Here is a 19,626-nt window from a genome sequence, read left to right on the forward strand (position 1 = left end):
CGCCATGGTGGTGTTCACCGGGGTTTCAGGCTCCGGTAAATCGTCCCTCGCCTTTGATACCCTCTATGCGGAAGCCCAGCGCCGGTTTATCGAGTCGGTGTCACCACATGCCCGTCGTCTGATCGATCAGGCTGCTGCGCCGGATGTGGATAATATTGACGGACTTCCACCCGCGGTGGCGCTTCAGCAGAGCCGGGCTGGCGCGCAGGAGCGTTCAACGGTGGGCAGCCTCACCCGAATTTCTGTCACGCTGCGCCTGCTGTTTTCCCGTGCGGGCGTAAGGCCTGAAGGCGTTCCCTTTATGACCGCCGATTATTTCTCGCCTAACAATCCTGAAGGTGCCTGTCCGCATTGCCAGGGACTGGGAAGAGTGCACACCGTTAAAACCGAGTCGATGGTGCCGGATGGCTCACTGAGCATCCGCCAGGGGGCTATCGCTTCCTGGCCCAGAGGCTGGCATAACAAAAACCTGCGCAGCATCCTTGAGACGCTCGGCTACGATGTCGATGCGCCCTGGAATACGCTTTCAGCCCGCGACCAGCAGTGGATACTACTGACTGACGAACAACCATCTGTGCCGATTTTTGTCGGTCTGAACGCTGAGCAGCGCGAAAACGCGCTGGCGGCGGGCGAAGAGCCGGCTTATACCGGCACGTACACCAGTGCAGCAAAAATCGTGCTGCAGAGTTATTCGGGTGGCAGCGAGACGACGAAGAAACGGCTGGCGCGCTTTGTGACGGTCACTCCCTGTTCTGAATGCCACGGTAAAAGGCTAAACCGGGATGCGCTGTCCGTGACCTTTGCCGGGCATGACATTGCCAGCCTGAGTGAGCTGTCGGTCTCAGAGCTCGCTGAACTGCTGAAGCCTTATGCGCGTGGCGCATCACCGGACCTGCCGGCAGAGGCGGCACTGCGTGAGGCGGTCATCCGGATGGCGTCGGATATCTGTATGCGGCTTGAGCAGCTGGAAACGCTGGGTCTGGGTCATCTGGCGCCGGGACGCCGTACCACCGTACTCTCATCCGGCGAGCTGCAGCGCGTGCGTCTGGCCACCCAGCTGATATCGCGGCTGTTTGGCGTGCTTTATGTGCTGGATGAGCCGTCAGCCGGACTGCATCCCGATGATGTCAAATCGCTGCTCGCATCCCTGAAGAACCTGGTGCGTGCCGGTAATTCTCTGGTGGTCGTCGAACATAATATTGACCTCATCGCCGAGGCAGACTGGCTCATTGAGGTCGGCCCCGGTCCGGGAACGCATGGCGGCGAGATCGTCTATAACGGCGAACCAGCAGGGCTTGAAGAAGTCAGTGCGTCACCCACCTCGGGCTATCTTTTCTCACGAAACTATACCGGGCTGCGCCAGCGCCGGCCCGCAGAGAGCTGGCTCTGCTTTGAACAGGTCTATTGCAACAATATTGCCGGAGTGGATATCGCCATCCCTCTGGGGAGAATGACGGCCGTCACCGGCGTGTCCGGCTCCGGAAAATCGACGCTGCTGAATCGCGTGCTTCCGGAAATGCTCGGACGTTTTGACAAAACGCCTGACATCGAGGAGGGCGAGGAAGAGGATCTGGTGCCGGACGTTAAGGGTCAGGTTGTCAGCGGAAGTGACGCCATTGGCCGATTGGTCAGAATCGATCAGCGTCCTATTGGCCGGACACCACGCTCAAATCTGGCCACTTACACCGGATTTTTCGACATTGTCCGCAGGCTGTTTGCAGACACCGACGCGGCGAAAGCCAAAGGCTTCAGCGCCAGCCGGTTTTCCTTCAATCTGCCAGCCGGACGCTGTCCTGCCTGTGAAGGGCAGGGACAGATTTCGATTGAGCTGCTCTTCATGCCGAGCGCTACCGCAACCTGTTCCGTCTGCGCGGGAAGCCGTTATAACCCCGAAACGCTGGAGGTGAAATGGAACAACCTGACGATAGCGGATGTGCTTGATCTGACCGTGGACGACGCCACTAAGGTGTTTCATGGACATGACGGGATCCAGCGTTCGCTTAAGGCACTGACGTCGCTGGGGCTGGGATATCTGACCCTGGGTCAGCCCGCCACTGAACTCTCTGGCGGCGAGTGCCAGCGTATCAAGCTTGCCTGGGAGCTGCAGCGGGTCCAGCGTACGCCCACGCTTTATCTGCTTGATGAACCTTCAACAGGATTGCACCCGTCTGACATGGATAAGCTGCTGGTAGTGCTGGATGAACTGGTAAAGCGTGGTCATACCGTAATTATGGCGGAACACAACATGCGCATAGTGGCAGAGGCGGACTGGGTGATTGATCTGGGTCCCGGCTCGGGTCTTAAAGGAGGAAGGGTTGTCTCCTCCGGCTCACCGGAAGAGGTCAGCGCATCTGCAGAGAGTCTGACTGCGCCCTGGCTTTCCGCACAGCTGAAAAAGAGGGCGGGCGATCCGGATTGCGGTGGATGATTACGCCGCTGAAACTGGTGCATTGTAAGGGCTCAGGCGCAAGCTCCTGAGCCCGTCAGTAATGATAACGGCATGAGGCAATCAATAGAGCATCCCCGCTGACAGCGTACACCAGCCGATGTTCTGCCGTGATTCTGCGTGACCAGAAACCTGCAAGATTATGCTTTAACGGCTCGGGTTTTCCTTTGCCTTCAAAAGGCGTCCTGCTGGCATCTTTGAGCAGCTCGTTTATCTTTTTAACGGTTTTTTTATCGGCATCCTGCCAGTAGAGATAATCTTCCCAGGCTTCTGCGGACCAGGTTAGTTTCACTCAATAATATCCCTGTCAGTCCCGTTACCGCTTTGCAGGCTTTCGATAGAATCCATCAACCTGCGCGCATTTTTAGGTGACCGCAGCAGGTATGCCGTCTCTTCCAGTGAGTTATATTCCTCAAGCGACATCAGCACGCAGGATTCACCGTTCTGGCGAGTGATCAATACCGGCGCTTTATCTTCAACTGTCTGAACCATAGTGGCAGACAGATTCTGTCGGGCTTCGCTGTAACTGATTGCTCTCATAGTACCTCCGTAGTAAGTAATACAAATCATTGTACAATGATAAGCTATGACAAGGAAGCTTAAGTGAGAAGACTGGATATGAAATCGCGAAAGCGACAAAGTAACAGGCGCCTGACAAACCATAACCCTGAGTTTTCATCCGGTCACCATGCTGCTCGAATCAGTGAATACGGGTATTTTCTCATCAGCGCAGCGGCGCATTAACCTGTAACGCATCCAGCTCACGGGCGTCGTGACTGCAAAAAAAGGTGATTTCGCCGCCGCGCTGGCAGGAGAGCTCACGCAGTCGCTGCTGATTGTGTCGTCTGGCCACGTTATCCATGCCCATCATCCACTGGTAAAAGCGCAGTCCCGGCGTGCAGTGTCGCGTCTGCTGCCGCATTTCGCCGCGGTAAAACCAGGCATCGCCGCCGTGCAGCAGCCAGCCATCGGGTTGCTGAATCGCGATACCCGCGTGACCCGGCGTATGGCCCGCCAGCGGAACTAACAAGATCTCCGGCGGTAAGTCACGCAGGCGATTAACCGCCTCAAAACCAAACCACTTTTCTCCCTGCGGCTGATAGGTTTCCCAGTTGCTGATCCCACCCCATTGTCCGGGCCGGTAACGTTCCCGTGACAGCCAGCTATGGCGCTGATGTGCGGTATCAACCTCCTGCTGCAACAGATGGATTCGCGCCTGCGGAAAATCGGTTAGTCCGCCAGCATGATCGAAGTCGAGATGGGTCAGAATAATATGCCGCACATCCTCAGCCCGGAAACCCAGTGACGTAACCTGTGACAGTGCGGTCAGTTCATCGCGGCGCTGAATATTGTTTAATGCGCGGAAAAAGCCGGACAGGCGGCTGCCGGGCGTATGGATATCCTGGCGACCAAAGCCGGTATCCACCAGCACCAGCCCGTCGCGATCCGTCTCAATCAACAGACAGTGACAGACCAGATGTGCTTTCAGGCCTTTACTGAATCCATCATAGAACGCGCCGCCCAGCGGACACATACAGCCACAGTTAAGGTGGTGAATTTTCATTGGGCCTCCATAGGGGCAATGGGGATATCTCTGAGAGGCTACGGCCTGTCCGGCGCGTAGCACATCAGCCTGGCTATAGAGTGTAGAGAGGGATGACGCAGTAGGCGGAGCGGTGACGCGGATAACCGGGCAAAATTGCCGGTTATCCGCCAGAAAGCAGAGGATTATCAGGTGTGGAACAGCGGGAAAGCACCGGTCAGCAGACCGCCCGCCATCAGCACCAGACTGACCAGAATCCCCCACTTAATTGCAAAGCGCTGGTGGTCGCCGATGTCGACTTTCGCCAGACCCACCAGCAGGTAGACTGACGGCACCAGCGGACTCAGCAGGTGGAATGGCTGGCCGACAATAGAAGCGCGGGCAATCTCTTCTGCGGTAATGCCGTAGCTGGCCGCCGTCTGGGCGATAACCGGCAGAATGCCGAAGTAAAAGGCATCATTCGACATAAAGAAGGTAAACGGCAGACTGACCAGCGCGGTGAACACCGCCAGGAAAGGGCCGAAGCTGGGCGGGATCACAGCCAGCAGACTCTTCGCCATGGCGTCAACCATGCCGGTGCCGGAGAGGATGCCGGTGAAAATACCGGCGGCAAAAATTAATGCGGTCACCGCCAGCACGTTACCGGCATGGGAGCTGATGCGGGCTTTCTGCTCCTCCAGCGTGGGATAGTTGAGCATCACCGCAATCGCAAACGCCAGCATAAACAGGATCTGAATCGGCATTAAACCAATCACCAGCAGCACCAGCAGCACGGTGGTCAGGATGAAGTTAGGCCAGAACATTTTCGGACGGCGATTGGCTGCGCACTCTTCGGCATCGCCCAGCCCCAGCTCAATGTTGTCGAGATGATGATCTTTCATGGTCATCACGCCAAGACGCTTACGCTCACGCAGGCCAAACAGCACCGCCATTGCCACCAGGCTGGCACAGGCCAGCAGCATGGCTGGCAGCATCGGAATAAAGATATCGAGGGCGTCAATGCGCAGTGCCGCCGCGGCACGGGCTGTCGGGCCACCCCAAGGGGAGAGGTTCATGATGCCGCTGGCAAGGTTCACCAGGCAGGTCATCATCAGCACGTTCATGCCCAGCCGGTGATAGAGCGGCAGGAATGCGGCAATGGCAATCATGTAAGTGGTTGAGCTGTCACCATCCAGAGAAACCAGCAGCGTTAGTACCGCCGTTCCGACCAGCACTTTCAGGGGGTCACCGCGCACCATCCGAAGAATAAAGCGCACCAGTGGGTCAAACAATCCGGCATCGATCATCAGACCGAAATAGAGAATGGAGAAGGTCAGCATCACGCCGGTAGGGGCCAGCTTTTTGACGCCGTCCAGCATCATGGCACCCAGACCTGCGTAAAAACCGCCAATCAGCGCAAATATGGTTGGTATCAGGATCAGCGCAATCAAGGCTGACATGCGTTTGGTCATGATCAGATACATGAAGCAAACAACCATGGAAAAACCCAGTATCGTCAGCAAATTAACAGCCCTCGCAATGGCGGAAAAGTAATGAAAAAGTTACATACCGGCAGGAAAATTCAGGTAATTACTTAGCGTGGTAATGATTAACCTGTTGTTTTAATTAACCCTGCATTCAAAGATGATAATAAATAGTTGTCAGTATTTAGCATTTCTTTAACAAAGAAGGGTGATCATGATCATCTTTAAACGGTTCTTAAACGAGATTGTGTGACTGAGATCAAAGGGTGTCGAAGTGTAACCGGGGTTTCGGGCCAGCTGGGGGCTGAATCAGGCGGGTAGTAGAGTGGTGGAGAAACAGGGTAACCGGCTGAGCCTTGATGCTCAGCCGGTTAACGTTATTAGCTGCCTAACAGCTGAATAATCATTTCAGGGGTTTTATTCGCCATTTTGCTGACGGCCGTCTGACCCTGCTGAATAATCTGGCTGCGTGCCAGCTGGCTTGCTTCTTCAGCATAGTCCGCATCCTGTATGCGGCTGCGAGCCGCTGAGGTATCCACGCCCTGCTGCGATAACACATTACGGTTCGATTCGTAACGGTTGATCTTTGCGCCATAGGTCGACTGATAACCGCTGATCTTCTCGAGCGCGCTATCCAGTGCTTTCATGGTGGTTGAGATATCGCCCTCTGTAAGCAGCGTTGTGTTGTTCAGCCCCAGCGTTTTGGTATCCGATGGCGTTGCCGGAATAGTATCCGACTGAATCGGCTGACCGTAATCGGCGCTGGTGACCACCTCCATAGGTTCGCTCTTCTTCGGCGGCGTCGCAGGCACACCTTTGGGTTCCGGCAGATTTCCCCAGGTCAGATTACCGGTGAAGGAGCCATTGCCCACCACCACCACAATCAAATCCTCGCTGACGGTATCCAGCGTGATGCGCTCAAGCCGGTTACTGGTGATGGTGCCGTTGTTGAAATCGCCGCTGGCGACATCCTCATAGCGATCGCCGTCACCGCTGTAAGTGATGTTCATGCCGTTGTAGGTGCTGCTGTTACTGCCCGCCAGCGTCCAGCTCGGACCGCCCTCCAGCAACTGCGAGCTGTCATAAGCCGCACCGCTGGCAAATCCGTTACTGCTGGTCAGCAGGCGACTATCCGCGGTAGCCGCATTAGTGATGCTTTTGCTGGCCCAGGTGTAATCAGGCGCACTGCCGTCCAGCGGTGTACCGACCAGGTGCTTACCGTCGCGGGTAAAGAGCTGGAGATCGTCATCCATACCCAGTGAGTCGATGGTGATGCTTATCGCCGTCGAGCCTGCCGGGATATAGGCCAGCGGAATCACGCCCGAGGTGAAGGAGTAATTCTTGCCGGGCACCGGAAACTTCGTGTTGATAGGGTCAACGTTACCCAGTTTCGCAGGGGGAAGATCGGGATTATTCGTCGCCAGCGGATAGCGGCCAAAAATCTCAGTGTGGTCTGCCACTTCATTGATGCCTGCCATAATCTGCTGATACTGGCCGTTGATGCTCTGTCGATCGGCGTCCGACAGCGTGCCGTTAGCGGCCTGGACCGACAGGGTGCGCGCCTGGATCAGCAGATCGACGATGCTGCCAAGGCCGCCACTGGCGGTCTGGGAATAGCTGATGGCGTCATTGAGGCCACGCGCTACCACTGCATCGGCATTGATATTGGCCGTCATGCGGTTGGCAATCGCCTGACCTGCCGCGTCATCTTTGGCACTGTTAATTCTCATCCCTGATGATAACCGTTCAACCGTTCGTCCCAGAACAGAGTCAGTGGTGTACCGCGTTTTGTTCGTAATCGCGGCGGTTTCGTTATGGTTGATCGTTAACATGGTCGCTTCGAACAGGGAGAGGAGTCTCTGTTTTATCGGCAGGGTGATAAGCAGCTTTAATCTCTGTGGCGACAAAAAGGCAGGAAATACGTGGGCAGACGGTCAAGAGGCTGATGGTTAACCGCTTTTCAGATAAAAAAAATTAACGGTTCAACCCGGTCAGGAAAAACGCCTGCCACGCGATGACGCAGCAGGCGAACGAAGATCAGTTAAACACCATGCCGCCATCAATCAACAGCGACTGACCGGTCATGTAATCGGAATCGGGACTGGCCAGGTAGGCGACGCAGGCAGCCACATCTTCCGGTTCAGAAAGACGTCCCAGCGTAATGCGTTTCGCAAACTCCTCGGTGCCGTAACCGACGGGCTTGCCGGCTGCTTCAGAGATCTGGCGGTCGATCTCTTCCCACATCGGTGTTCTGACAATGCCAGGGCAGAAGGCGTTGACCGTGATGCCGGCAGGTGCCAGATCACGCGCGGCGGTCTGCGTCAGGCCGCGCACGGCAAACTTACTGGAACTGTAAACCGCCAGCTCCGGATTACCGACATGACCCGCCTGAGAACAGGCGTTGATGATTTTTCCGCCATGGCCTTCTGCAGCAAACGCTTTAATCGCGGCCTGCATGCCCCAGATCACCCCTTTGACATTGACGTTGTAGACCTTGTCGACCACCGCTTCGGTGATCTCAGCAATCGGCGTGGAGGGCGCAATACCGGCATTATTGACGATGACGTCAAAGCCGCCCAGCGTGCGGCGCGCCTCTTCTACCGCTTCCATCACCTGATCACGCTGCGAGACATCGACTTTCAGCGCAATCGCTTTGCCACCCTGCTTAATGATCTTCTCCGCGACCTGGCGTGCGGTCTCCTGATTAAAATCGGCTACTGCAACCGCCAGTCCATCTTTCGCCAGACGCAGGGCGATCGCTTCACCAATGCCCTGGCCTGCGCCGGTCACAAATGCCACTCTGTTTTTCATCATGATTTCCTTTTTGAGAAATTAAAGAAGCTGGCTCAGATGCAGCTGACCCATCAGCAGCGGGTTGTCGGTGTAATCGACCGGCACCGCGACCACGGCGGGTCCCTGAACATCCATCGCTTTACGCAGCGTCGGCTCCAGCTCTGCCGCACTGGTCACCGCAAAGCCCGCTGCCCCAAACGCTTCGGCATAGGCTTTGAAATCGACCGGCCCAAAATTGACGCCCGAGACGCGGTGATATTTTTTCTCTTCCTGCATCGCCACCATGTTGTAGGCGTTATCGACCCAGACGATGTGCAGAATGTTGGCTTTTAAGCGGACGGCAGTTTCCAGCTCCATGCTGGATTGCAGGAAACCACCATCGCCGGAAACTGAAACCACTTTGCGCTGCGGCTCGACCAGCCAGGCACCAATCGCCCACGGCAGGGCCACACCCATCGTCTGCTGACCGTTGGAGATCATGATCTGACGGGCGCGGAAGCTGTAGAGGTAGCGGGCGATCCAGATGTGGAAGCTGCCCATATCGACGGTAAGGCTGACGTCACTGTTAATGATGTCCTGCATGGCGCGGACAATGCGCAGCGGATGCAGAGCAAACTGATTGAGGCTGGCACCCTGCATCGCCAGCAATTTGCGCTGCTGCTGACGATCCTCAAGGATGGTGGCGGCTTCCGGGGTCAGCTGGAGTGGGGCAGTGATGCGCGCGGCGAGTTTACGCACTGTGGCGGCGATATCACCCACCAGTTCTGCGTCAGGCAGATAGCGGTTGTCGGTCTCAGCGGGTATTACGTCGATATGAATCAGTGTGGCGTTACCGCTGTTCCACATCGCCGGTTCATATTCCACCGGGCTGTAGCCGATGGTGACGATCAGGTCAGCCTGTTGCAGCAGCCTGTCGCCCGCCTGGTTGTTAAACAGCCCGACGCGCCCGGCGAAGCGTGAGAAGTGATCCTGTCTGACCGCTCCTGCTGCCTGATAGGTGCTGGTAACCGGAATGTGACTGCGTGTCAGCAGCTCATGAATCGCTTCGCTGTTCTCTGTCTGGCTCGCCATTAATCCCAGCAGGATGACCGGATTTTTAGCCCCGGCGATGGCCTCGCTGACGGCGTCGATCATTGAGTCAGGTGCGGCGCCCAGTACAGGGCGGCCTTTGCTGCTCAACGCTTTGCCGGTAACCGGCTGATCGACAATATCCTGTGGCAGGCTGATAAAGGCACCGCCGCCCCGGCCATGTTCGGCGTGGCGAAACGCATTCGACAGGCATTCAGAAAGTGCAGCGGGGTCGGTGACCTCAACCGCATATTTAGTGATTGGGCGAAACATTGAAACCGTGTCCATGCTCTGATGAACCTGCTTGGCGCTGTCGGAGCGCTTCACCTGACCGCCGATAGCCACCACCGGATCGCCTTCGCTGGTGGCGGTGGCCATGCCGGTGATCAGGTTGGAGCAGCCCGGCCCGGAGGTGACCAGCGCCACGCCCGCATTGCCGGTAAGGCGGCCCACTGCGGCGGCCATAAATGCAGCGTTAGCTTCGTGGCGAACCGGGATGGTCTGGATGGAGGAATCCAGCAGTGAGTCGAAGACTTTATCAATTTTTGCGCCAGGAATGCCAAAGACGTGGCGGACGCCCTGTGCCTCAAGTTGCGCCACCACCAGGTCAGCGCCACAGGTCCAGAGTGTGGTATCGGTTGGAGTTTTCATCGTCATTCCTCTGATTAGCTTTCTACCGCACGAATCGCGGCGTCAAGATTGGCGGGGTTCAGGTCGGCATTGAGAAAATCGCTGTCCTGCGGCAAATCCACGACCAGCTTGCTGATGGCACCAAAGGTCAGGGTGCCCTGTTCCAGCGCATAGTCGAGAATGTGGCCGCCGCCTTCGCGGTCGTCGGTAATAAAATGTTCGTGATAGCCTGCAACGTTAATGCCCTGCATATATTGCGGTGTACGGAATCCGATCAGTTCGCCCGCGCGCTGGCTGAAGGCAAAGGTCGGCTGATCGCCCAGCACTTCCGGCATTGAGCGATAGGGACGACACTGGCATGGCACGGTGCGGGTCTCGACGCGACTGAAACGACCGCTGATGCGCAGCGCGCAGAACTGGTTATCGGAGGTGATTTCGTTGTCGATCACCTGATGGATCGCCTCACGCGACATCGGCCGGTCAAATTCATACATATGCTGCGGTTTAAAAAAGGTCATCACGGCGAACGGAGTTTTCTGCGCCGGATCGGCCGGGTGCGCACTGCCGTCGGCGTGCAGCTGATAGACCTTGCTGTCAAACGCGATCATCTCGCCATCCAGCCGGTTAAAGGTACCCAGGCCGAAATCCCCTTTACGCAGCAGGTCGGCAATACGGACATTGCCGTCGTAAACGCCGCTCAGCAGCGCACTCATTAAAGAGGTCTGATAGATAACGCTTTCTGGTGCATCCTGTGAAAGCTTCAGGACAGTATGTTTTAGTTGATCCTCACAGGAACAATCAGTTACACAATTGCTCATTTGATGCCTCATCGATTAACCGTTAAGCCGTGTTAACCTAATGGTGAACCGATTCAGTCGGTGGGTCCAATAGCGAAACCTGTTAACTTTGAGACGTTTTTGATATGGAACTTCGCCATCTGCGTTATTTTGTTGCCGTAGCCGAGACGCTTCACTTCACTCGTGCCGCCGAGATACTGGGCATATCGCAGCCGCCGCTGAGTCAGCAGATACTGCGGCTGGAGCAGGAAATTGGCACACCGTTGCTGAAGCGTCTGACGCGCGGAGTGGAACTCACCGAAGCGGGCGAAGCGTTTCTGGCAGATGCCAGGCAGATTGTGCAACTGGCCGATCAGGCGCTGGAGAACGCACGCGGTATTGCGCGCGGGATCAGTGGTCAGCTGTCGCTGGGCTTTGCCAGCTCGGTGGCGTTTAATCCACGCATCTTCACCCTGATCCGCCAGTTTAAAGAACGTTATCCGGCGATGGAGCTGCTGACCCGCGAAGAGAATATGTCTTTGCTGATGCAGGATTTACAGGAGGGATTGCTGGATGCCGCTTTTATCCGGCTACCGTGTGAAAGCAGCAAGGCGTTTAATCTGCGCGTCATCTCCACCGAAAAGATGCTGATTGCGCTGCCGCGCTGCCATCCCCTCAGCGGCACACCCACCGTGGCACTATCCGCGCTGGCGGGAGAAACCCTGGTGATCTTCCCACGCGACGTCTCGCCCAGCCTGTATGAGTTGATTGTCACAGCCTGTTTGCGAGCGGGCTTTTCGCGCCACACTTTTCAGCAGGCTCCGCAGATCACTACGTCGCTGGGCATGGTGGCGGCGGGCTGCGGGATTGCGCTGGTGCCGGAGTCGATGCGCTGCGTCGATAACCCCGGGGTCAGCTTCTGCGATATCGAAAACAACACGCTATTTACCGACGTTGCCTTTGCCTGGCGTCGGCTTCATCCGTCAAAAGCGGTGCTGCACCTGCTGGCGCTGCTGGCAGAACAGCCTGCGGCACCAGGCGAAGCGGGTTGATAAGCGCCAGCTATTGAACTGAAAACAATAATCAACTGGCGGCACGGGGCCGGGATGCCAATAATCGGTGCATGACTACATACCGCGTAAGAGTCGGGTTTCACAACCCGTCAGCCCTGACATTCAGGCAACTGGATGAAATTCTGGAGCCGCAGCGATTCTGGAGAACAGATTCTGCGGGCGGCCAGTTCCGCTATTTCATGGAGTATGAGTACCAGTCTGACGTGCGCGATCTCTGCTCGGTCTGCTCGCTAGCCTACAGTCAGGCCTGCAAAGTCAGAAAGTGCCCGCTGATTCTGGTCGAGGTGATGAACTGATCCTTTCCGGCGATCCCGCCGTTCTCAGCACGGGATCGCCGGGTGTTGTTTTAACGTGAGCCGCGCTGCATCAACAGACTTAACGCGGCGGGCAGCACCGTGAGCGTTACCAGCGTACCGCTGATCAGACCGCCAATAATCGCCAGTGCCATGGGCCCCCAGAAAACCTGATGGGCGATGGGGATCATGCCGAGTATTGCCGCACAGGCGGTCAGCAGAATGGGACGTGCACGGTGATGGGCAGCCTGCCGGATTGCCTCACCCGCGGACAGTCCGGCCCGGCTATTCGCATCGACTTCACTGATCATGATCACCGCGTTGCGGATGATGATCCCCGCCAGGGCAATAATCCCCAGCAGCGCCACGAACCCCAGCGGTGTGCCAGCCGGCAGCATCGCGGATACGATGCCGGGCAGGCCAAACGGTGCCATGCTCAGCGCCAGCAGCATACCGGAGAAGCGTTGCAGCTGAATCATCAGCAAGACCAGCATGACGCAGATTGTTACCGGCAGCAGAGCAAACACTGAACCGTTGCCTTTGTCCGATTCGGCCGCCACGCCACCTTCTTCAATACCGTATCCGGCCGGCAGCGAGGCGCGCAGGGCGGCGACGGCTGGTGCGAGCTGCTGCGAGACCTGTTCAGCCCGCTGACCGGGCGCAATATCGGTCTGTACGGTGATGTAAGCCAGCCGCTGACGTCGCCATATCACCGGGTCATCCACTCCCCAGTTCAGGGTTGCCACCTGTCGCAGCGGGATTTTCTGTCCGCTGGCATTGGTGATCATCAATCCTGCCAGTGTGTCAGTGTCCTGCCGCTCCGGGTCATTGCTGCGCAGCACGACGTCGATCAGGCGGTTACGATCGCGCAGGGTGGTCACCACGCTGCCGGACATCAGAGTATTCAGCGCGGTGGCTATCGTTTCGGAAGAGAGTCCGGCTGCGCGGGCTGCGGTCTGGTTCACCGCCAGCGTCATGACCCGTTCTGGCTCTCCGGCGGTAAGATTGACCTCGCGTGTCAGCGATGAGCGGGCGATCAGCGCCGCCAGCCGATCGGCCGCCTGACGCACCCTGGCATTATCCGGGCCGGTGATGCGATATTTCAGCGGCCAGCCGACCGGTGGCCCCAGCTCCAGCGGCGATACCCGGGTAGTGATATCACTGAAATCCACCGCCAGCTTCTGCTCCAGCCTGCTGCGCAGCCGATCGCGTGCCGCCAGATCTTTCGCCACCACCACCAGCTGCGCGATGTTTTCATTATCCAGCAGCACATCCATCGGCAGATAAAAGCGTATCGCGCCCGAGCCAACGTAGCTGGTGTAGTTCGCCACATCCCGATCGTTGCGCAGCATCTGTTCCAGCTGTGCGGTACGGCGGGTGGTTTCAGCCTGGGCTGCACTGGCGGGAAGCGTCAGGCTGACCAGCAGCTCGGGCCGATCCGACGCAGGGAAAAATTCACCCTGCATAAAAGTGGTGGCGTAAAGGCTGACCAGCAGCACCGCCATCGCTGTGCCAATCGTCACCAGCCGGTGACGCAGAATCACCTCCAGTAGCCGGTGATAGCTGCGCGTCAGCACGCCCGGCGGCTTATCGGCCTTGATGTGCCTGGCCGACAGCAGCCAGCAGCCGGTGAGCGGAGAGAAGATGACCGCGACGACCCACGAGCAGAGCAGCGCCAGGGTAATCACCACAAACAATGAGTAGCAATACTCTCCGGCACTGGAGGCGGCGAACCCGACCGGAATGAACCCGGCGATCATTACCAGCGTACCGGTCAGCATCGGAAAGGCGGTGGTTTTAAACGCATAGGTGGCGGCCTGCCACTTGCTGTCGCCCGCTTCCAGTCGCGCCACCATTGCCTCGACGGTGATCATGGCATCATCCACCAGCAGCCCCAGCGCGATGATTAGCGCGCCAAGCGAGATGCGCTGGAGTCCGATGCCTGCCATTAACATGCCGGTAAAGGTCATTGCCAGTACCAGCGGGATCGCCGCCGCAACGACCAGACCGGCACGCAGTCCCAGCGAGACAAAGGAGACGGCTAACACGATGACGATCGCTTCGCCCAGTATCCGGACAAAGCCGCTGACCGCGTTTTTCACCACGGAAGACTGATCGGCCACGCGGGTCATGGTAATACCGTGCGGTAACTGACTGGCCAGCATCTGCATGCGCTGACTGAGCTGCTGACCGAAATCGAGCATGTTGCCGCTGCCGGCCATGGAGATCGCCAGCCCGATAGCCGGAACGCCGTTAACCCGGAACGTCGGCGCCGGAGGTTCGGCAGGTTGCAGGCTGATGGTGGCCAGATCGGTCAGCGGAATAAAACGCTCACCGATATGCAGGGTAATCGCCCGCAGATTTTCAACCGAAGTCAGGGTGCCGCTGACCCGCAGCGCAATATTCTCGCGATCGGTACGCAGGCTGCCCGCCGGGACGACATCGTTCTGGGCTTTAATGGCGTAGCTGACCTGCTGTAAATCGAGCCCCATGCCGTTCAGCTTGCGCGGCGAAAAGGCGATAACCACCTGCTGCTCCTGTACACCTAACAGGCTGGTTTTACCGATGTCGGGCAGACTGGCCAGATTGCGACGCAGGTTATCGACCCGGTCGCGTAGTTCTCTGGCGGTAAAACCCTCCGCCGTGAAGCCATAAATGGTGCCGAAGGTGTCATCAAACTCGTCGTTAACGGCCGGACCCTGCACGCCCTGCGGCAGTGAAGGGGCAACATCCTGCATCTTTTTACGCAGCTGGTACCAGATGCCGGCCACCTGAGAGGGCGGCGTGTCATCGCGCAGGTTGACATAGATGACGGTTTGTCCGGCGCGGGTTTCGCTCTCAACCGCATCCAGTGACGGGATCTCCTGAACTTTCTGTTCCAGTACGTCAGTGAGCAGTTGCACCGTGGTGTTCACATCAGCGCCTGGCCATTGGGCTGATATTACGGCGGTTTTGATAGTAAACGCCGGGTCTTCATTGCGTGACAGATGTTCATAGCTCAGCACACCCGCCGCCATGACCAGCAGCATGAAAAAGATCACCAGTTGCTGATGTGCCAGCGCCCAGCCGGAGAGGTTAAAGCCAGACGTTTTTTTCATGGAGCCTCCTGCGAAAGCGCCACTTTTTCGCCAGGTTGCAGGGTGCTGACTCCGGCGGTGACGACGCGCTCTCCCGGCTTGATCCCGGCAGTGACGAAGATTTGCTGCGCGTTAAAGCGGGCCAGCACTACCGGACGAAGCTGCAGGCGTGACGCCGCATCAACGACCAGCAGCGCGGGTTTGTCTGCGGAGCGGGTCAGGGCGCTGGCGGGCAGGACGATGACCGGCGGCTGCGCATCGGGAAGGGTGACAATGACTGTGGCACCGGGTGCCATCGCCTCAGGCGGCTGATTCAGTGAGATGCGCAGCCGCCATGTGCGGGTCTGCGGATCGGCCTGCGGGCTGATGTCACGCACTGTGCCACTGGCCTGCACGCCGGGATCGGCGAGCAGCGTTACTTTCAGCGGTGTCCGATCATCAGGATGCAGCAGCGCAGGCGTTGTCAGGTCAAACACCGCATCGCGTGCATCCCCTGCTGCCAGCGTCATCACATTTTGTCCGGCGCTGACCACCTGACCTGGCTGAACCGTGATGGCGGTGATCCGGCCTGCTGCAGGCGCAGTCAGCTGAGTCCAGCTGAGGTTATCCTGGGCATTTTTCAGAGCCGCTTCGCTGCTGAGACGGCGGGACTGTGCGCTCTGCCAGTCCGCCTGGGCGCTGTCCAGCTGGCTGCGGGCGATGGCCCCTCCGGGCATCAGCAGCCGCATCCGATGCAGGTTAAGCGCGGCGACCCGTTCGGCGGCGCGTGCGCTGTCGAGATCGGCCCGTGCGCTGCTTAGCTGATTGCGTGACTGATCATTTTCCAGCGCTGCCAGCGATTGCCCGGCGCTGACGCGATCGCCCAGCTCAACCGCACGGCTCACCACCCGGCCATCCAGTCTGAAGGCCAGCGCGACCTCTTCATGAGCGCGGATTTCGCCAGTCAGCACCAGCGATGCATCACTGCTGAGCGGTGGAGCAATCACCGATTTAACCGGGCGGAGCGGGGCGGCAGGCGGAGCAGAACTATTGTCCCGGCAACCGGTCATGATGAATACCCCGAGCAGCACGAAGATGATCGGCGCAAAGATGTGAATACCGAAGAGATGACGCCACACCTGGCGGGCAGCATCCGATAAGAAGTCTGTCATAACCGGGTTCCTTTAATGAGTTGTGCTCATTGAACCCGGCATGTGTCCAGAAACGTTCCATGAACCATCAAGAAATGGTCAAGCCAGAACAATTTATCTCGTCGGCAGCGTTATCCCGATCAGCAGACCGCCGTCGGCGGGCAGTGTGGCGTGAAGCGACCCGCCGTGCGCCTCGACAATCGCTTTGGCAATCGACAGTCCCAGACCGCTGCCGCCGGAGTGGCGGGCGCGTGAGGAGTCAGCGCGGGTAAAGCGGTCAAACAATTGCGGCAGGAAGTCCGGCTCCACACCCTGACCATAATCGCGGAAGGTCATTATGATCGCCTGATCGTTCTGGCTGGCCGTGATCAGCAACGCGCCACCGTCGGCAGCGTAGCGCATTGCATTCTCACAGATGATGGTCACTACCTGGCCCAGCCGGAAGGTATCGGCATACAGCCGCAGATCGTTGGGTGATGTCACGCTGATGGCAATCCCCGCCTGTTCTGCCTGCGGCAGAAGCCAGCCGGAGCGCTCGCGCAGTAACTCGCTGAGATTAAACCACTCGCGGTTCAGGGTAAGCTGCCCGGCATCCGCCAGTGACAAGAGATGCAGTTCGTCTGTCAGGCGACTGAGCTGCGTCAGTTGCTTCATGATCATCGCCAGCTGTTGCGGTTCGGCAGGAAAGACGCCATCCAGAATGCCCTGCAGGCGGCCCATTGCGGCCGTCAGTGGCGAGCGAAGCTCATGCGCCATCGCCACATGCGAGGTGCGCAGCTCACGCTCGTAACGCGCCAGCTGCTGCGTCATCTGATTAAAATCTTCGGTAAAGCGCACCAGCTCCTGTGGGGCTTCTTTTACGATTACCGCCGATCGGCCAAATTCGCCTTTTGAAACCGCTCGCGCCGCGGTAGCCAGCTGGCTGAACTGCGCCGACAGCGGACGGGCGAAACGCAGCGCCATCAGCACCATAAACGGAATCGTTACCACGACCAGCACGATCACGGTAAGCCAGTCCGACGAGGCCAGCGACGGATCGGAGAAGTTGATGCCCCACCACTGGTCCATAATCTGATGAAAGCGTGCCGGATCGCTGGCAGGGTGGTGGCGCAACCGGGTGAACTCCTCCAGCAGCGCGGGCGGCATCCGGTAATAGACCCAGTACGCCTGCACTGCGAAGCGCAGCCACATACAGATGGCGATGAGTACCACGCTGCCAATCGCCAGAAACAGCACCCGGATGCAGATCCAGCGCCACAATGAAGTATGCGTATCGTTCTTCATGGCTGTCTGAACCGGTAACCGACGCTGCGCACTGCCGGTAAGACATCAGAGATGCCCGCGGCTTCCAGTTTGCGACGCAGGTTATAGACGTGGGTATCGACCACCCGCTCAAGCGCATCGCTTTCCGGCAGACAGTGCTCCAGCAGAAACAGGCGGGTAAACGGACGCGTCGGAGCGCGCATCAGGGTGACCAGCAGGGAAAATTCGGTCGGTGTCAGATCGAGGCGGCGCGGTGAAGCACTGTCACTATCGACCACTGCGGTGAGTGCCACCGGGTCCACCACTAAACCCGCCCAGCGCAAGGTTTCTGCCGCGGGCACCTGACTCTGCTGGCTGCGGCGCAGTACTGCCTGAACGCGCGCCACCACTTCGCCCGGATGATAGGGTTTGACCACGTAGTCATCCGCGCCATAGCGCAGTGCGCCGATGCGGTCCGGCGCATCACCCATCGCGGTCACCATGATCACCGGGGTATCGTCACGACGTCGCAGCGCTGCCAGCACTTCAGTGCCGTTCATGCCGGGCAGCATGATATCCAGCAGGATCAGATCGGGCTGCCAGCGTCTGGCGGCATCCAGCCCGCCGGGCCCATCACCGGCAATCATGACCTCATAATTTTCACGTTTCAGATAGGCCTCAAGTACGCCCGCCGCATCAGCATCATCTTCAATTATCAGTACACGTTTTGACTGCATTTTCGGATCACCTTGACTGTTTCTTCATAAATCCCTGGTCGTTAATTGACACTCGCCTCGCATACTCCGGCCATTGACGCGGCTCTGAACCCCTCAGCTCCGCACCTGATGTGATAATGAGGAAACGTGATGATAACCGGAAAAATAACGCTGCACATGGTCTGTTTTTCGCTGGGATTCAGTGCCGCGACTGCCATGGCTGATGAGAGTACCACGCCGCCGCCCAGCGTCACGCTGGGCATTGCAGGTATCAATGCACCACGCTATAGCGGCGCAGATAAGCAGCACTGGCAGCTGATGCCGGTGATCCAGGCACGCGACGGGGCCTTCTTTTTAGACTCACAGAAAGGCATTGGCTATGACCTGCAGGCAGATAATGGACTGTATCTGGAACATACGCTGGGCTACGGGCTGGGCCGTTCTGACCAGAATTCATCCTGGCGTGACGGGGATGACCGGCTCAGAGGCATGGGGAACATCGACGCAACGATGAACACCGCGCTGGCGCTGGGATGGTCGGTAACGCCGTGGCTGGTGCTGGAGGGCAAAGCGACGCTGCCATTAAGTGATAGTCAGGGTGTGCAGTACCGGACTTCCGTAACCCTGATCCCCTGGCAGACCAGTGACGATACCGTGGCACTGCAGGTGGCGGGACTGTTTGGCGACGGGCGTTATATGAATACCTGGTATGGCGTTAACCGCAAGCAAAGTGCGCGCAGTGGTTTTGAACGCTATGACGCCGCGGGTGGATTTTATGGCACCGACACCAGCCTGACCTGGAGCCATCAGTTCACACCCGCCTGGGCGGCCAGTGTGATCGGTGACTACAGCTGGCTGGATAAGCATGCTTCAGATAGCCCCATCGTTGCACGGCACAACGGCGCATCGGCCACCCTGGCATTGAGCTACACCTTCTGAATGGCACCATGAAGAAAAGTGAGATGCGCAGCCACCGTCTTTTGCTTGCGGCACTGATTCTGTTGTATGTAGTGGTCTATACCCTGACAGGCGTGGCGCTTAGCCTGTTGGATGCGCCGGGACGGGGATAGGGAGCGAGCGGTATAAACAGCGTGATCGGGCTGGTTATGCCGTGACTTAAATAGAAAATTAACTTTTCGTAAAGCGGTTCAGACATTAATGGTCAGCGTTAGAAGTTTCGGGTACATCCGGAGGTTTTAATTATCGCTATATAAATTGATTAAGGTGGTTAATTTAGATTGCGTCATAATGCATCTTGCTAATAAATTTTTTAAAAGAGCATTGGTGTGGTTAATCTATATGGACTGGGCAAGGTTTAAATATTATAAATTAAAATCTGTTCCATTAAGATAGCCTCTTCGCTGTGGTAGCAGCGC

General features: G+C 57.7%; 17 protein-coding genes. 5 read left to right on the forward strand and 12 right to left on the reverse strand.

The annotated features are described in order from the left end of the window. On the forward strand, positions 1–2,428 hold a 2,428-nt coding region (locus ACMGGP_RS19090), incomplete at its 5' end, for an excinuclease ABC subunit UvrA (RefSeq protein ID WP_498798723.1). Positions 2,429–2,483: 55 nt separating this feature from the next. Here ACMGGP_RS19090 and ACMGGP_RS19095 read toward each other — a convergent pair. The 8 genes from ACMGGP_RS19095 to budA form a co-directional block, all read right to left on the reverse strand. Continuing rightward, positions 2,484–2,738 carry a Txe/YoeB family addiction module toxin gene (locus ACMGGP_RS19095; protein WP_010256862.1) on the reverse strand — a complete coding sequence of 85 codons (255 nt, stop codon included), beginning with the start codon at positions 2,736–2,738 and terminating at the stop codon, positions 2,484–2,486. Continuing rightward, complete coding sequence (gene yefM, locus ACMGGP_RS19100) at positions 2,735–2,986, reverse strand: YoeB-YefM toxin-antitoxin system antitoxin YefM (RefSeq protein ID WP_010256861.1); 252 nt, start codon at positions 2,984–2,986, stop codon at positions 2,735–2,737. The genes ACMGGP_RS19095 and yefM overlap by 4 nt, the downstream gene beginning before the upstream one ends. 184 nt (positions 2,987–3,170) lie before the next feature. Then, the gene (locus ACMGGP_RS19105) at positions 3,171–4,010 is read right to left on the reverse strand and encodes an MBL fold metallo-hydrolase (protein WP_010256859.1); all 840 of its coding nucleotides are present in this window, start codon (positions 4,008–4,010) and stop codon (positions 3,171–3,173) included. 167 nt (positions 4,011–4,177) lie between these two features. Next, complete coding sequence (locus ACMGGP_RS19110; protein WP_031292261.1) at positions 4,178–5,491, reverse strand: CitMHS family transporter; 1,314 nt, start codon at positions 5,489–5,491, stop codon at positions 4,178–4,180. A 341-nt stretch (positions 5,492–5,832) separates the two neighbouring features. After that, positions 5,833–7,284, reverse strand: coding sequence for a flagellin N-terminal helical domain-containing protein (locus ACMGGP_RS19115; RefSeq protein WP_498798724.1), 1,452 nt, complete (start codon positions 7,282–7,284; stop codon positions 5,833–5,835). A 205-nt stretch (positions 7,285–7,489) separates the two neighbouring features. Next, the gene (locus ACMGGP_RS19120) at positions 7,490–8,266 is read right to left on the reverse strand and encodes a (S)-acetoin forming diacetyl reductase (protein WP_498798725.1); all 777 of its coding nucleotides are present in this window, start codon (positions 8,264–8,266) and stop codon (positions 7,490–7,492) included. A gap of 18 nt (positions 8,267–8,284) precedes the next feature. Next, a complete protein-coding gene (alsS, locus tag ACMGGP_RS19125; protein ID WP_010256852.1) occupies positions 8,285–9,964 on the reverse strand; it encodes an acetolactate synthase AlsS in 1,680 nt (559 codons plus the stop codon). 14 nt (positions 9,965–9,978) lie between these two features. Beyond that, on the reverse strand, positions 9,979–10,773 hold the full coding sequence (budA, locus tag ACMGGP_RS19130; RefSeq protein WP_498798726.1) for an acetolactate decarboxylase: 795 nt from the start codon (positions 10,771–10,773) through the stop codon (positions 9,979–9,981). 92 nt (positions 10,774–10,865) lie between these two features. Between budA and ACMGGP_RS19135 the strand changes: the two genes are divergently transcribed. Then, a complete protein-coding gene (locus tag ACMGGP_RS19135; protein ID WP_022624205.1) occupies positions 10,866–11,771 on the forward strand; it encodes a LysR family transcriptional regulator in 906 nt (301 codons plus the stop codon). Between the two features lie 71 nt (positions 11,772–11,842). Beyond that, entirely contained in the window at positions 11,843–12,088 is a 246-nt protein-coding gene (locus ACMGGP_RS19140) for a hypothetical protein (protein ID WP_010256845.1), read from the forward strand. Between the two features lie 50 nt (positions 12,089–12,138). Here ACMGGP_RS19140 and ACMGGP_RS19145 read toward each other — a convergent pair whose 3' ends face one another. The 4 genes from ACMGGP_RS19145 to ACMGGP_RS19160 all read right to left on the reverse strand — a co-directional run bounded on the left by ACMGGP_RS19145 (position 12,139) and on the right by ACMGGP_RS19160 (position 18,271). Then, positions 12,139–15,183, reverse strand: coding sequence for an efflux RND transporter permease subunit (locus ACMGGP_RS19145; protein WP_498798727.1), 3,045 nt, complete (start codon positions 15,181–15,183; stop codon positions 12,139–12,141). Further along, the gene (locus ACMGGP_RS19150; RefSeq protein ID WP_033781022.1) at positions 15,180–16,313 is read right to left on the reverse strand and encodes an efflux RND transporter periplasmic adaptor subunit; all 1,134 of its coding nucleotides are present in this window, start codon (positions 16,311–16,313) and stop codon (positions 15,180–15,182) included. Before ACMGGP_RS19150 ends, ACMGGP_RS19145 begins: the two co-directional genes overlap by 4 nt. Before the next feature lie 93 nt (positions 16,314–16,406). Next, positions 16,407–17,576 carry a sensor histidine kinase gene (locus ACMGGP_RS19155; protein WP_045139825.1) on the reverse strand — a complete coding sequence of 390 codons (1,170 nt, stop codon included), beginning with the start codon at positions 17,574–17,576 and terminating at the stop codon, positions 16,407–16,409. Next, a complete protein-coding gene (locus ACMGGP_RS19160) occupies positions 17,573–18,271 on the reverse strand; it encodes a response regulator (protein ID WP_010256840.1) in 699 nt (232 codons plus the stop codon). Before ACMGGP_RS19160 ends, ACMGGP_RS19155 begins: the two co-directional genes overlap by 4 nt. Positions 18,272–18,400: 129 nt before the next feature. Here ACMGGP_RS19160 and ACMGGP_RS19165 point away from each other — a divergent pair, with 129 nt between their 5' ends. Then, positions 18,401–19,189 carry a MipA/OmpV family protein gene (locus tag ACMGGP_RS19165; protein WP_158132437.1) on the forward strand — a complete coding sequence of 263 codons (789 nt, stop codon included), beginning with the start codon at positions 18,401–18,403 and terminating at the stop codon, positions 19,187–19,189. Positions 19,190–19,197: 8 nt separating this feature from the next. Then, positions 19,198–19,320 carry a hypothetical protein gene (locus ACMGGP_RS19170; protein ID WP_254920079.1) on the forward strand — a complete coding sequence of 41 codons (123 nt, stop codon included), beginning with the start codon at positions 19,198–19,200 and terminating at the stop codon, positions 19,318–19,320. The last annotated feature ends 306 nt before the right edge of the window (positions 19,321–19,626 follow it).

It is taken from the genome of Curtobacterium sp. BNK-1 (genome assembly GCF_048685235.1).
Classification (GTDB): domain Bacteria; phylum Pseudomonadota; class Gammaproteobacteria; order Enterobacterales; family Enterobacteriaceae; genus Pantoea; species Pantoea agglomerans.